At 72.0% G+C, this 14340-nt stretch carries 9 protein-coding genes; 3 read left to right on the top strand and 6 right to left on the bottom strand.

From position 1 onward, the window contains the following. Positions 1-4: 4 nt before the first annotated feature. Together glgB and FKD65_RS12810 are read right to left on the bottom strand one after the other, a co-directional pair. A complete protein-coding gene (glgB, locus tag FKD65_RS12815) occupies positions 5-2236 on the bottom strand; it encodes a 1,4-alpha-glucan branching protein GlgB (protein ID WP_141577714.1) in 2232 nt (743 codons plus the stop codon). 385 nt (positions 2237-2621) lie between these two features. Next, positions 2622-2840 (bottom strand): hypothetical protein, encoded by a 219-nt coding sequence (locus tag FKD65_RS12810; protein WP_141577713.1) that lies wholly within the window; start codon positions 2838-2840, stop codon positions 2622-2624. 214 nt (positions 2841-3054) lie between these two features. Here FKD65_RS12810 and FKD65_RS12805 point away from each other — a divergent pair, with 214 nt between their 5' ends. Beyond that, positions 3055-3822, top strand: coding sequence for a GntR family transcriptional regulator (locus FKD65_RS12805; RefSeq protein WP_240810117.1), 768 nt, complete (start codon positions 3055-3057; stop codon positions 3820-3822). An 8-nt stretch (positions 3823-3830) separates the two neighbouring features. On the opposite strand, the gene FKD65_RS12800 is transcribed toward FKD65_RS12805, so the two are convergent. The 4 genes from FKD65_RS12800 to FKD65_RS12785 form a co-directional block, all read right to left on the bottom strand. Continuing rightward, a complete protein-coding gene (locus FKD65_RS12800; protein WP_168221023.1) occupies positions 3831-5315 on the bottom strand; it encodes a phosphotransferase in 1485 nt (494 codons plus the stop codon). After that, positions 5312-7105 (bottom strand): maltose alpha-D-glucosyltransferase, encoded by a 1794-nt coding sequence (gene treS / locus FKD65_RS12795; RefSeq protein WP_141577712.1) that lies wholly within the window; start codon positions 7103-7105, stop codon positions 5312-5314. The genes FKD65_RS12800 and treS overlap by 4 nt, the downstream gene beginning before the upstream one ends. A gap of 56 nt (positions 7106-7161) precedes the next feature. Next, positions 7162-9180 carry an alpha-1,4-glucan--maltose-1-phosphate maltosyltransferase gene (locus FKD65_RS12790; protein ID WP_240810116.1) on the bottom strand — a complete coding sequence of 673 codons (2019 nt, stop codon included), beginning with the start codon at positions 9178-9180 and terminating at the stop codon, positions 7162-7164. A 152-nt stretch (positions 9181-9332) separates the two neighbouring features. Continuing rightward, positions 9333-9914: a hypothetical protein gene (locus FKD65_RS12785; protein WP_141577711.1), complete on the bottom strand. Its 582-nt coding sequence runs from the start codon at positions 9912-9914 to the stop codon at positions 9333-9335. A 315-nt stretch (positions 9915-10229) separates the two neighbouring features. On the opposite strand from FKD65_RS12785, the gene glgP reads away from it, so the two are divergent. After that, on the top strand, positions 10230-12827 hold the full coding sequence (gene glgP / locus FKD65_RS12780; protein WP_141577710.1) for an alpha-glucan family phosphorylase: 2598 nt from the start codon (positions 10230-10232) through the stop codon (positions 12825-12827). Positions 12828-13162: 335 nt separating this feature from the next. Continuing rightward, positions 13163-14332, top strand: a complete 1170-nt coding sequence (locus FKD65_RS12775) for a sensor histidine kinase (RefSeq protein ID WP_240810115.1) — start codon at positions 13163-13165, stop codon at positions 14330-14332. Positions 14333-14340 lie beyond the last annotated feature (8 nt).

Raw genomic sequence — 14340 nt, 5'->3', positions numbered from 1 at the left:
CACCCTATTCAGGGACGAGCCACACCGCCCCCAGGGGCGGGACGCGCATCTGCGCGGACGCGGGAAGGCCGTGCCACGGCTCGGGGGTCGCCTCCACGACGCCGAGGTTGCCCACGCCGCTGCCGCCGTAGTCGTAGGCGTCGGTGTTGACGAGTTCGCGCCAGCGGCCCACCTGGGGCAGGCCCACGCGGTAGTTCTCGTGCGGGCTCCCTGAGAAGTTGACGACGCACGCCACGACGGGCTGCTCGCCGCCCTCCCGGGGGGTCCCGTACCGCAGGTAGGACAGGGTGTTGCCGCCCGCGTCGTTGCCGTCGATCCAGCGGAACCCGTCGTGGTCGCTGTCGCGCGTCCACAGCGCGGGCTCGGACCGGTAGGCGTGGTTCAGGTCGCGGACGAGCTTCTGCAGCCCGAGGTGGTTGGCGCCCTCGGCGGCGTTGTCCAGCAGCCACCAGTCCAGCGGGCGCTCCTCCGCCCACTCGGCGCCCTGCCCGAACTCCTGGCCCATGAACAGCAGCTGCTTGCCGGGATGCGACCACATGTAGGCGAGCAGCGCGCGCAGCCCCGCGAACTGTTGCCACGCGTCGCCCGGCATCTTGCTCAGCAGCGAGCCCTTGCCGTGGACGACCTCGTCGTGCGACAGCGGCAGGACGTAGTTCTCGGAGAACGCGTACACCAGCGAGAAGGTGATCTCGTTGTGGTGGTAGTTGCGGAACACCGGCTCGTGGCGCAGGTATTCGAGCGTGTCGTGCATCCACCCCATGTTCCACTTGAACCCGAAACCGAGCCCGCCGAGATGGGTCGGCCGGGTCACCCCGGGCCACGCCGTCGACTCCTCCGCGATCGTCATGATGCCGGGGCTGCGCTTGTAGACCGTCGCGTTCATCTCCTGGAGGAAGGAGATGGCCTCCAGGTTCTCCCGCCCGCCGTAGATGTTGGGCGACCACTCGCCCTCCTTGCGCGAGTAGTCGAGGTACAGCATCGAGGCGACGGCGTCCACGCGCAGGCCGTCGATGTGGAACTCCTCCAGCCAGTACGACGCGTTCGCCACCAGGAAGTTGCGGACCTCGGCGCGCCCGAAGTTGAACACGAGCGTCCCCCAGTCGGGCTGCTCGCCGCGCTTCGGGTCCTCGTGCTCGTAGAGGGGGGTGCCGTCGAACCTGGCCAGCGCCCATTCGTCCTTGGGGAAGTGGGCGGGGACCCAGTCCATGATGACGCCGATACCCGCCTGGTGGAGGCGGTCGATGAGGTACCGGAAGTCGTCGGGGTCGCCGAACCGCGCCGTGGGGGCGTAGTAGGACGTCACCTGGTAGCCCCATGACGGGCCGTAGGGGTGCTCGGTGACCGGCAGCAGCTCCACGTGCGTGAAGCCCATCTCGCTGACGTACTGCGTCAGTTCCTCAGCCAGCTCCCTGTAGCCGAGCCCGGGGCGCCACGACCCGAGGTGCACCTCGTAGGCGCTCATGGGTTCGTGCAGCCAGTCGCGCTCCTTGCGCGAGTCCATCCACGCGCCGTCCTCCCACTCGTAGGAGGAGGTGAAGACGCGGGACGCCGTCGCGGGCGGGCGCTCGGTGGCCTGCGCCATCGGGTCGGCCTTGGCGCGCCACACGCCGTCGGCGCCGAGGATCTCGTACTTGTAGCAGGTGCCGGCGCCGACGCCCGGGACGAACAGCTCCCAGACGCCGGTGGAGCCGAGCGACCGCATCGGGTGCGCGCGGCCGTCCCAGTGGTTGAAGTCGCCGACCACGCGCACGCCCCGCGCCGTGGGGGCCCACACCGCGAAGCCCGTCCCGGTCACGGTGCCGAACGCGGAGGCGTAGGAGCGGACGCGGGCGCCGAGCGCGCGCCACAGCTCCTCGTGCCGGCCCTCGCCGATCAGGTGCAGGTCGAGTTCGCCGAGCGTCGGGAGGTGCCGGTAGGGGTCGTCCTGGATCGACTCGGCGCCGTCCCCGTAGGTGACGGCGAGCCGGTAGTCGGGGACGGCGAGGGGCGCCCGCTCCTCTCCGGTGCCCGCGAGGGAGGCCCCGGCGGGCAGCGTTCCGGAGAACAGTCCCTGGTGGAAGTGCCGGAGCGGGTGCCGGTCGCCGTTCGGAAGGACGACCTCGACCTTCTCGGCGAGCGGGCGCAACGCCCGCACCGTCACCCCGTCCCGGCCGGGATGCGCCCCGAGGACGCCGTGCGGATCATGGTGGTCGCCGCCGACGAGTCGATCGATCTCCGCGCGCGTCACCCGTGCCATGACGTCATGGCCTCCCGTCACTGAGCCGTTTTACCCATTGAGGGTGCCCCGAGAAGCGGCGCTCTCACATGAGCGGCCCACCTGTTTTCGCGGGCTGCGCCTCACGTGCGGGAGTCGGCCGCGAGACGGCCGCCGTCCGCCCGGGGGAGCGGTTCGTGTGCGAGTGTTGCGGCCGCACGGACGGCACGACTCTTCGTCGTGGGGTCGCGCCGAATGCGCCGTCCGTGCGGCCACGTCTACCTCGCCCCAGGGGTGACCCCGACCCCACCGCCCAGGGCCTCATTCCTGTGTCACCTGAGCGACACAGGTACCTTCCGTACCGGAATGTCCCAGCCCGGCCCGCCCCCGCACGCGGGCCGGGCGGCCCCGCCTCCCCTGCCTCGCGTCACCGGTCTCCGGCCTCCCCCCGCGTCTGGTCGAGCAGCATCCGGCGGAGTCCCTCCGAGTCGTCCGCGGCCACCGTCATCGCACATCCCGCCTGGAGTTGGGCGTCGGTGAGGTCGCCGCTGCGGGTCGCGTACCAGCGTCCCGCGTCGCTGCGCCACACCTGCCAACCCGGAAACTCGCCCTCGATGGCCGCCTTCAGATCCTCGAAGTCGCCCATCAAGGTCGTCCCTTCCCCGGGGCCGCGCTTCTGTATACAAAAGTCTTACTCGGCCTGAGAGGTGTCAAGCTGTCCGTAAGCGGACCGTGCCCCCGCGGATAGCGCCCGGAAGGTATGGATGACAGGAGGGACGCGCAGGATCGAACGCGGCGTCGAACGCTGTCCGAATGCCGCGGCAGGCCGTGGTCCGGGGGGTGCGCCCGAGGAGAGGGAGGTGACGCCGGTGCCGGAGCGTCCCGCCTACCTGCGCATCGCCGACACCCTGCGAGAGGGGATCCGGGACGGCAGCCTTCCCCCGGGGACGCGGCTGCCGACCATCGCCGAGCTCTGCGACGCCCACGCCGTCTCGGAGATCGTCGTGCGGCAGGCCGTCGCGCTGCTGCGCGGGGAAGGGCTGGTGGAGACCCGCCGCGGCGGCGGCACGCTCGTGCGGGTCGTCCCGCCGGCGCGCCGCGTGGCGATGGAGCGCTACCGCGTGGTGACCGAGCCGATGGCGGTGCCCGAGACCACGTTCACCCGCGACCAGCGGATCAGCTGGGAGGAGTACCGGCTCGACAGGGAGTTCTCCCGCGTCCGGGCCGACGACGACCTGGGCGCGCTGTTCGAGCTGCCGTCCGGCACCGAGCTGCTGCGCCGCCGGTTCGTCTTCTACGCGCGCGACGAGCCGCAGCAGATCTCGGTGAACTACCTGCCGTGGGACGTGGTCGGCGGCACGCCCGTCGCCGACCCGGCGCGCGAGCCGTGGCCCGGCGGGACGCTCGCGCAGCTGGTCTACCTCGGGCACCCGCCCACGCGCGTCGAGGAGGCCGTCCGCTCGCGCATGCCGACCCCGGAGGAGGCCGAGACCCTGAACATGACGGGCGGGGTGCCGGTGCTCGCCATCACCCGCAGGATGCTGACGCGCGCCGGCGTCATGGAGGTCTGCCGCGACATCGTGCTGCCCGCCGACCGGGTCGTCCTCGACTACTCCATCGACCTGTGACCCGCCGGTCAGCCCGCGAGCCGGGCCAGGGAGCGCAGCGGGACGGGCAGCCAGGACGGCCGGTTGCTCGCCTCGTACCGGATCTCGTAGACCGCCTTGTCGAACTCGAACGCCCGGACCAGGGCCGCGTGCGCCTCCGGATCGGGCCCGCCCGCGGCCGCGTAGCCGGCGCAGAACGCCGCCCGGTTCCGCTCGGCCCACGCCTGGGCGCGCAGCTCCAGCGCGTCCGCCGTGCGCGGCGGCAGGTCCGCGTCCCGGACCAGCAGGAACCGCGCGGCGTACTCGAACGAGCGGAGCATCCCGGCGACGTCGCGCAGCGGGTGCGCGGGCGCCCGGCGCTCGGCGGGCGAGCGGGCCGGCTCGCCCTCGAAGTCGAGCAGCGTCCACCCGGAGTCGGTCCGCAGGACCTGCCCGAGGTGGTAGTCGCCGTGCACGCGCTGGAACGGCAGCGGGACCGCCTCCGCGGAGACCCGGTCGAACACCTCGCGGATCGCGGGGGCGTACGGGCGCAGCTGCGGGACGGCCGCGGCGACCTGGTCGAGCTGCTCGTGCATCCCGAAGACGATCCTGCGCATCAGCTCGGGCGGCGCCTGCGTCACGCCGAACGCGGCGGCGAGGTCGCGGTGCACCTCGGCGGTGGCCGCGCCGAGCCGCTCGGCCTCGGCGGCGAAGTCGCCGCCCGCCGCCCCCGGGTCGTCGGCGCCGCCCTCGGACGGCGGTCCCGGCGGCGCCGGCTGCGCGAACCAGTCGCGCACGCTGGTGAGCGCGAGCTGCCAGCCGTCGGTCGCGGTGCGCAGGAACTCCGACAGCAGCGCGAGCGTGACCGGCTCGTCCCAGCCGGGGTCCGCGCCGCCCTCCGGGGCGGCCGCGGCCCCCAGCGCGCCCGGCTCCAGCTCGATCCAGCCGTGCACGCTCGGGACGTGCTCGCAGCCCCGCCGGGAGAGCGCGAGGTTGACCTCCAGGTCGGGGCTGACGCCGGGGGACAGGCGGCGGAACAGCTTGCAGATGTAGGCGTCGCCGAAGATCAGTGAGGTGTTGCTCTGCTCGGCCCCGATCGGCGTGCCCTCCACGTCCGTGCGGATGCCGGTGCCGGGGGCGCGGCAGAAGGTCAGCGGCCCGACCGTCCGGTCGTCCGCCATGAGGGCGAGCAGCGGTCGCGTCAGCTCCGTGTCGTGCGCGGCGTCGTAGACGTATCCGGTGATCCCCTGCTCCGGGTCCTCCAGCCGGCCGATCGCGACGGACGCCAGATGGCCGGGCAGCTCACGGCGGACGCCGAGGAGAAGCTGGTAGTGGTCGGTGGCGCCGTCCTGGCGGACGTCGAGGATGAGGTGGTGCAGGGCGGGGTCGCCGGGGTGGAGTTCGGTGGCGGTGCCGATGGCGAGGTCGTGGATGGGGCCGTCCTTGCCGCCGAACCAGCGCTGCCTGGGCAGCCAGCCGGACAGGAGCCGGACGAGGGAGTCGCCGGTCGGCAGGTCGGACGGCTCCACGGTCACATCACTCCCTCGCCCTGCTCCCGCTCGTCCGGCGGCGGCGGGAGCAGGAACCAGTAGAAGCCGTGGCCGGGCAGGGTCAGCAGGTAGGGCAGGTCGCCGATGGCGGGGAACTGGACGCCGCCCATGCACTCGATCGGCGACGAGCCCCGGAAGCGCCGCAGGTCCAGTTCGACCGGCTGGGGGAACCTGGACAGGTTGTTCACGCAGAGGACCGTGTTCGTGCCGCCCCACTGGTTGGCGTCCCCACCGTTGATCTCGCGGGTGAAGGCCAGGACGGAGGGGTTGGAGGCGGACAGTTCGACGTAGGAGCCGACGCCGAAGACGGGGTGGCGCTGGCGGATCTCGATCATTTTGCGGGTCCAGTGGAGCAGGGATCCGGGGTTGTTGGTCTGGGCTTCGACGTTGACGGCCTGGTAGCCGTAGATGGGGTCCATGATGACCGGCAGGTACAGGCGTGCGGGGTCGCAGGTGGAGAAGCCGGCGTTGCGGTCGGGGGTCCATTGCATGGGGGTGCGGACGGCGTCGCGGTCGCCGAGCCAGATGTTGTCGCCCATGCCGATCTCGTCGCCGTAGTACAGGACGGGGGAGCCTGGCAGGGACAGCAGGAGTGCGGTGAACAGTTCGAGTTGGTTGCGGTCGTTGTCGAGCAGGGGGGCCAGGCGTCGGCGGATGCCGATGTTGGCTTTCATGCGGGGGTCTTTGGCGTATTCGGTGTACATGTAGTCGCGTTCTTCGTCGGTGACCATCTCCAGGGTGAGTTCGTCGTGGTTGCGCAGGAAGATGCCCCATTGGCAGTTGTCGGGGATCTTGGGGGTCTGGGCCATGATCTCGGAGATGGGGTAGCGCTGCTCGCGGCGCACGGCCATGAAGATGCGGGGCATGACGGGGAAGTGGAAGGCCATGTGGCATTCGTCGCCGCCGGCGGCGGGGTCGCCGAAGTACTCCACGACGTCGGCGGGCCATTGGTTGGCCTCGGCGAGCAGGACGCGGTCGGGGTAGAGGCGGTCGACCTCGGCGCGGACCCGTTTGAGGTAGGCGTGGGTTTCGGGGAGGTTCTCGCAGTTGGTGCCTTCGCGGGCGTACAGGTAGGGGACGGCGTCCAGGCGGAATCCGTCGATGCCCAGGTCGAGCCAGAACCGCAGGTTCTCCAGCATGGCGTCCTGGACGTCGGGGTTGTCGTAGTTGAGGTCGGGCTGGTGGGAGAAGAAGCGGTGCCAGTAGTACTGGCCGCGGACGGGGTCGTAGGTCCAGTTGGAGGACTCGGTGTCGACGAAGATGATCCGGGCGTCGGGGTAGCCGGTGTCGTCGTCGGCCCACATGTAGAAGTCCCCGAACGGCCCTTGGGGGTCGGTCCGCGACGCCTGGAACCAGGGGTGCTGGTCGGAGGTGTGGTTCATCACCAGATCCGCGATCACCCGGATGCCGCGCGCATGGGCTTGTTCGATGAGTTCCACGAAATCGCCCAGCTCCCCGAAGTCGGGCAGGATCTTCGTGTACTCGGCGATGTCGTAGCCGCCGTCTTTGAGCGGTGACTGGTAGATGGGCAGCAGCCACAGGCAGTCGATGCCCAGCCACTGCAGATGGTCCAGCTTGGAGATCAGCCCGCGCAGATCCCCGTACCCGTCGTCGTTGGAATCGGCGAACCCCCGGACCGACACCTCGTAGAACACCGCCGTCTTGAACCAGTGCGGGTCTCGCGGGGTCTCCGGGTCGAACGCGTCCGGTACGGGTTCGGAGGGCGCCGGAACGGCGTCCGACGGTATCTCGCTGAGGGGCTCTTCCCGGGGCACCGGGCCAGGAGGGGGCTCCGGCAGGCCGGCCGGGGACTGGGGCTCGTGGGGTCCGCTCAACTCTCGCTGCTCCCGAACGTCAGGACGTGTGCGGGTCGTACGCGGGGATCGAGGTAGACGTAGTTCGATCCCCGCCAGGTGTAGGTGGTGCCGTCGAGTTGGTCTGTGACGGTGTGGGGGTGGTCGGGGTCGTCGGGGAGGCCGAGGGCGGGGAGGTCGAGGTGGACGGTGGCTTCGCGGGGTTGGTGGGGGTTGAGGTTGACGATGGTGAGGACGGTGTCGTCGAGGTGGCGTTTGGAGAAGGCGAGCAGTTCGGGTTGGTCGATGTGGTGGAAGTGCAAATTGCGGAGTTGCTGGAGGGCGGGGTGGGTGTTGCGCAGGGTGTTGAGGGTGGTGATCAGGGGGGCGATGGTGGTGCCGGCGCGGTCGGCGGCTTCCCAGTCGCGGGGGCGGTACTGGTATTTCTCGGAGTCGCGGTATTCCTCGCTGCCGGGGCGCACGGGGGTGTTCTCGCACAGTTCGTAGCCGGAGTAGATGCCCCAGGTGGGGGAGAGCAGCGCGGCGAGGATCGCGCGGATCTCAAAAGCGGCGCGGCCGCCGTGCTGGAGGTATTCGTTGAGGATGTCGGGGGTGTTGGCGAAGAAGTTGGGGCGCATGTAGTGGGCGGCGGGCCCGGTGAGTTCGGTGAGGTATTCGGTGAGTTCGTCGGCGTTGTTGCGCCAGGTGAAGTAGGTGTAGGACTGGTGGAATCCGATCTTGCCCAGGGTGTGCATCATGGCGGGGCGGGTGAAGGCCTCGGCCAGGAACAGCACGTCGGGGTCGGTGGTGTGGATGTCGGCCAGTAGCCGTTCCCAGAACGCGACGGGTTTGGTGTGGGGGTTGTCGACGCGGAAGATCCGCACGCCGTGGTTCATCCAGTGGTGGATGAGGTCTTTGACGGCGTGGTAGAGGCCTTCGGGGTCGTTGTCGAAGTTGAGGGGGTAGATGTCCTGGTATTTCTTGGGCGGGTTCTCGGCGTAGGCGATGGTGCCGTCGGCGCGGGTGGTGAACCATTGGGGGTGCTCGCGGACCCAGGGGTGGTCGGGGGAGCATTGCAGGGCCAGGTCCAGGGCGACTTCCAGGCCGCAGTTGCCGGCGTGTTCGACGAAGGCGTCGAAGTCGGCCAGGGTGCCAAGGTCGGGGTGTACGGCGTCGTGGCCGCCGTCGGGTGAGCCGATGGCCCAGGGGGAGCCGGGGTCGTAGGGGCCGGCGTCCAGGGTGTTGTTGGGTCCTTTGCGGTGCGCGGTGCCGATGGGGTGGATGGGCGGCAGGTAGACCACGTCGAAGCCCATGTCGGCGATCGCGGGCAGCCGCTTGGTCGCGGTGCGGAACGTTCCCGAGATCGGCCCGCGGCGTCCCAGGGGGTCGAAGGTGGCGCCCTCGGAGCGGGGGAAGAACTCATACCAGGACCCGAACAGGGCCCGCTGCCGGTGCACCACCAGCGGGAACCACTCACTCACCGTCAACAGATCCCGCAACGGAAAACGCTCCAGGACGTCCTCGACGTCGGGATCGGCGACGGCCTCCATCCGGTCGGTGACCGGGACGGTCTCGTCCCCGAGCCGCTTGGCCAGCCGCTCCAGGGTCGGGCGGTCCTTGCCGGGGACGGCCTTCGCCGCGCGGGCGAACAGCAGCGCCCCCTCGGCGAGCATGAGCTCGACGTCCTGCCCCCGCGGAACCTTGATCTCCGCGTCGTGCCGCCAGTGCGCGATCGGGTCGCCCCAGGCCTCCACCCGGAACGACCACGTCCCCATCTCCGTGGGCGTCACCTGCGCCGCCCACCGGTCCAGCCCTACGCCGACCTCGCCCATCCGCTGCGGCGCCAGCTCCTCACCCTCCGGCGTCCGCAGCACCACCGCCGCGCCCAGCCGCTCGTGCCCCTCCCGGAACACCGTCGCCGACACCTCGACGGTCTCACCCACCACCGCCTTCGCCGGCCACCGGCCGCACCCCACCACCGGCTCGACGTTGACGATCGGAATGCGACCAAGCCTCGGAATGCCGGGCATGCTGGACGTTCCGGACTCGACGTGCATGTGCCATCTCCTACCCGTGCGAGACTTCCGAAACGTCTTCTGCCCGGGAAGGGCCGGTTACCGTCCTGGTTTTTTGGACAACTTTGTGCGATGGATCGACCGCGCTGGGTAGTACTCGCGCAAGTGCCCTGCACAGGGCCCGCGCGAGGCGGTCACCGGGTGGGCCGCGCCGTCGGGGAGACCGGCGGATCGGCCGGTGTGATCTTGCCGGAGGCGTCCACGCATCTGCTGAACCCGCCCACCACCAGCGTCCCGTCGCCGGTGGTGCCGCTGAGCAGGATCTCCAGGTACATGCCCCGCCGGACGGCGACGAGCTTGCCCGAGTCGTCGCCGAGGGCCCAGCCGCCCAGCCGGAGCCGGTCCTTCAGCGCGGTGTCCCGCCCGGCCGCCCCGTCCGGCCCGCGGTATTCCAGACGCACCGAATACTCCCAGTTGAGGACGGCGGGCGCGCGCCGCGGATCGTCCGGGTCGTGGAAGCGGCACTGGTGCTCGTGGTCGCGCAGCACCGTCCGGCCCGTGCGCCCCTCGGCCGGGACGGCGCCCGTCAGGGCGTCGACGGCGGTCCGCACCGCCGCCGCCTGCCGGTTGAGCAGCGGACGCTTCGCACCGGGGAACGGGCTCGGCGGCAGGTCCGGGGACGCGACGAGGTTCCCGCACGACGCGGCGGCCAGCGCCAGCAGAACGGTCGACGCGGACGCCGCGGCCCGCCGGACACCCCGATGGTCGGTGCGCACCGGCCCTCCTTCCCCCGCTCCGCGCCGCGCGGAGCATCAGTGGTCGGCGGCTTTGACGGCGCCATGACCTGGTGCGATCGCATCTGGCCGACCCCGGCCAGCGGGGAGCCGGTCTGCGGAGGGTCGAGTTCGGGCAAACGGTCGGTCGGGGGTGTTCGGCCACGCCCTGGTGACGACCGGCCGCGGCAACGCGAAAACCCTTGCGGCGACGGGGCTCCGGGGGCCCGCGCGGCCACCGGGACGACCGGTCCGCGAGGTGACGGTGTGGTCCCCGCCGTCGCGCACATGCCCCCGAAGCGCATAGCGTGGCGTTGCGTGAAGGCAATCCGACGTTTCACGGTACGCACCGTCCTGCCCGAGCCCCTCAGGCAGCTCGAGGAGCTGGTCCTCAACCTGCGCTGGTCGTGGCACCACGAGACGCTCGACCTCTTCCGCGACGTGGATCCGGCGCTCTGGAAGGCCGTCCACCACGATCCCGTCCGGCTGCTCGGCGAGGTCGCCCCCGAGCGGCTGGCCCGGCTGGCGGAGGACCGCCGTTTCCTGCGGCGCCTCCAGGACACCGCCGAAGACCTGCACGATTACCTGACGGCCCCGCGCTGGTACCAGTCGCGGTCGGGCGACTCGCCCACGGGCATCGCCTACTTCTCGCCCGAGTACGGGATCACCGCCGCGCTGCCGCAGTACTCCGGAGGCCTCGGCATCCTCGCGGGCGACCACCTGAAGACCGCGAGCGACCTCGGCGTCCCCATCGTCGGGGTGGGACTCCTCTACCGGCACGGCTACTTCTCCCAGTCGCTGTCGCCGGACGGCTGGCAGCTCGAGCGCTACCCCCCGATCGACCCCAACGGCCTCCCCCTGACGCTCCTGCGCGAACGCGACGGGACGCCGGTCCGCGTCGTCATCGGCCTCCCCAAGGGCGGCGGCCTGCACGCGCAGGTCTGGGTGGCGCGGGTCGGCCGCGTCCCGCAGCTTCTCCTCGACTCCGACGTCGAGGAGAACGACCAGGCGGCGCGCGACGTCACCGACCGGCTGTACGGCGGCGGCGGCGACCACCGGCTCCTCCAGGAGATGCTGCTCGGCATCGGCGGCGTGCGGGCGATCCGCGCGTACTGCCGCATCACCGGGCACCCGGCACCGGAGGTGTTCCACACCAACGAGGGCCACGCCGGCTTCCTCGGCCTGGAGCGCATCCGCGAGCTGGCGAAGGAGGAGGGGCTGGGCTTCGACGAGGCCCTGGAGGCGGTCCGGGCGGGCACGGTGTTCACCACCCACACGCCCGTCCCGGCCGGCATCGACCGGTTCCCCCTCGACCTCATCGCCCGCTACTTCGGCGGCTCGAACGAGGAGGAGCAGGTCCCCGTCGAGCGGATCCTCGCGCTCGGTGCCGAGGACTACCCCGGCGGCGACCGCACCGTGTTCAACATGGCCGTGATGGGGATGCGGCTGGCGCAGCGCGTGAACGGCGTCAGCAGGCTGCACGGCGAGGTCAGCCGGGAGATGTTCGGCGGGCTCTGGGGCGGGTTCGACACCGCCGAGGTCCCCATCGGGTCCATCACCAACGGCGTGCACGCCGGCACCTGGGTCGCCCGCGAGGTGCTGGAGTTCACCGCCCGGGAGCTCCCGGCGGTGATGGAGTCCGGGCGCGGCTGGGAGGCGGTGCGGGACGTCCCCGAGCCGGAGGTCTGGCGCATGCGCAACCTGCTGCGCCGCCGCCTCGTGACCGACGCGCGCCGCCGGCTGCGCGAGTCGTGGCGCCAGCGCGGCGCCAGCGAGGCCGAGACCTCCTGGATCGACGACGCCCTCGACCCCGACGTCCTGACGATCGGGTTCGCGCGGCGCGTCCCGTCCTACAAGCGGCTCACGCTCATGATGAGCGACCCCGACCGGCTCCGCTCGATCCTGCTGGACCCCGACCGCCCCGTGCAGATCGTCATCGCCGGGAAGGCGCACCCGGCCGACGAGGGCGGCAAGCGGCTCATCCAGGAGATCGTGCGCTTCACCGGGGCCGAGGACGTCCGGCACCGGATCGTGTTCCTGCCCGACTACGACATGGCGCTCGGTCAGCTCATGGTGCAGGGCTGCGACGTGTGGATGAACAACCCGCTCCGCCCGCTGGAGGCGTGCGGCACGTCCGGGATGAAGGCGGCGCTGAACGGCGGGCTGAACCTGTCGATCCGCGACGGCTGGTGGGACGAGTGGTACGACGGCCAGAACGGCTGGGCGATCCCGTCCGCCGACGGCCTCGCCAGCCCCGACCGGCGCGACGAGCTCGAGGCCGCGGCCCTGTACGAGCTGATCGAGGACCACGTGTCCGTCACGTTCTACGACCGGGACTCGGCCGGGTTGCCGCGCCGGTGGCTGGAGATGGTCAAGCACACCATCGCCACCGTCGGCCCGAAGGTCCTCGCGTCCCGGATGCTGCGCGACTACGTCGACGAGCTGTACACCCCGGCCGCGGTGTCGGAGCGCTCCATGGTCGCCGACAAGTTCGCGGGCGCCCGCGAGCTGGCGGCCTGGAAGCGGCAGGTCCGCGGCGCGTGGCCGCGGGTCGCCGTCGAGCACGTCGAGTCCAAGGGGGAGGACAGCCCGCAGGTCGGCGCGCGGCTGGCGGTCCGCGTCGTGGTCGACCTCGGCGGGCTCGCCCCCGAGGACGTCGCCGTCGAGGTCGCCTACGGCCGGGTGGACGACGCCGACGCCCTCGTCGAACCGTCCTACCTGGAGCTGGCGGACGGCGGTCCGGCGGAGAACGGGCGGCGCCGCTACACCGGCGAGGTCCCGCTCGGGCGCAGCGGCGCCTTCGGCTACAGCGTGCGGGTGGTGCCGAACCATCCGCTGCTGCCCGGACGGACCGAGATGGGCCTCGTCGCGCTGCCCCCCGCGCCGCAGGGCATGACCAACGGCGACCTGCGCTAGCCGTGTTTCAAAGTCCCGGCCCACTCCGCTCGCCTGGCGGCTGTGTTTACAACAGTCCCGGCCCACTCCGCTCGCCTGGCGGCTCGCTACGTGACCGTGCCTGGGCGAACGCGGCATCGCTTCGCGATCTGCCCGGCGCCGCTCGCCTCCGGCTCCGCGGCGCCGGGCAGGTCACGCGTTCGCGCGCGTGGTTGCGGCCACTTCTCGACAGGCCTTAGCCGCCCTTCCCCTCGCCGTCGGCGGGCGGCGGACCTAGCGTCCGCCAGGCCGCGACGGCGAGGGGGAGCGGCGGCGCAGCGGGCATGCGAGTGGGCGGATCCTGGCAGGATGGGCATGTGCGACTTGTTGACCGGCGCGAGCGGCCGATCCCGTGGCTGCCGGCCGGGCGCACCGCGGACGCCGCGCTGGCCGCCGGGTTCTTCGCCGTCCTGACCGCGATGACCCTCATGTCGGTCCACACGGGCCCGCCCGCGCGGATGCACTTCTACAGCTGGGCGCTGCTCGCCGTCGCGTGCGGGGCGCTGTACTTCCGCCGGAGCCGGCCGGTCGCGGTCGCCGCCGTCACGCTGGCCGCCTGCGCCGTCTACTACCCGGTCACCGAGCCGGACGGCCCGGCCGTGCTCACGTTCGTCGTCGCGCTCTACACGGCGGCGGCCGAGGGGCACCTCACCGCGGCCGTCGTCCTCGCCGGTCTCTCGGTCGCCGGGACGGTGGCCGCCGACCGCCGCGACGACGTCAACCACCTCGCCGACGCGGCCGGCTTCCTGCTCGTCGGGTGGTTCGTCGCCGTCGTCGCCATCGGCGGCGTCGTCCGCAACCGCCGCGCCTACCTGCGCGAGGCGGAGGAGCGCGCCCGGGTCGCCGAGCGCGGCCGCGAGGCCGAGGCCCGCCGCCGCGCCATCGAGGAGCGGCTGCGCATCGCCCGCGAGCTGCACGACGTCCTCGGGCACAACATCTCGCTCATCAACGTGCAGGCCACCGCCGCGCTGCACGGGCTGCGCCGCGAGCCGGAACGCGCCGAGGACGCGCTCACCGCGATCAAGCAGGCCAGCAAGGACGTGCTGCGGGAGATGCGCGCCACCCTCGGAGTCCTGCGCCAGGTCGACGAGGCCGCCCCGGTCGCGCCCGCCCCCGGCCTCGCCCGGCTGGAGGAGCTGACCCGGGGCATCGCCGCCGCCGGCCTCGAGATCCGCACCGAGGTCGAGGGGGAGCCGCGCCCGCTGCCCGCCGAGGCCGACCTCGCCGCGTACCGGATCGTCCAGGAGGCGCTCACGAACGTGACCCGGCACTCCAGGGCGGCGTGCGCCGCCGTCCTCATCCGCTACGGCGCCGAACACGTGCTCGTCAGCGTCGAGGACGACGGAGCGCCCGGATCGGCCCCGCCGTCGGCGGACGGCAGCGGCATCCGCGGCATGCGGGAGCGCGCCGAGGCGCTCGGCGGCGACCTCGAGGCCGGGCCCGGACCGGACGGCGGCTTCACCGTCCGCGCCCGCCTGCCGTTCTGAGCCGCCCG

The sequence above is a fragment of the Actinomadura sp. WMMA1423 genome, assembly GCF_006547145.1.
In the GTDB taxonomy this organism is placed as follows: domain Bacteria; phylum Actinomycetota; class Actinomycetes; order Streptosporangiales; family Streptosporangiaceae; genus Spirillospora.
Note: the sequence above shows the minus strand (reverse complement) of the source record. Positions and strands in the feature narration are given on the sequence as shown.

Coding starts and splice junctions, on each gene's coding strand:
- glgB (WP_141577714.1), bottom strand. CDS start 2,236: ATGGCACGGGTGACGCGCGCGGAGATCGATCGACTCGTCGGCGGCGAC.
- FKD65_RS12810 (WP_141577713.1), bottom strand. CDS start 2,840: ATGGGCGACTTCGAGGATCTGAAGGCGGCCATCGAGGGCGAGTTTCCG.
- FKD65_RS12790 (WP_240810116.1), bottom strand. CDS start 9,180: ATGCACGTCGAGTCCGGAACGTCCAGCATGCCCGGCATTCCGAGGCTT.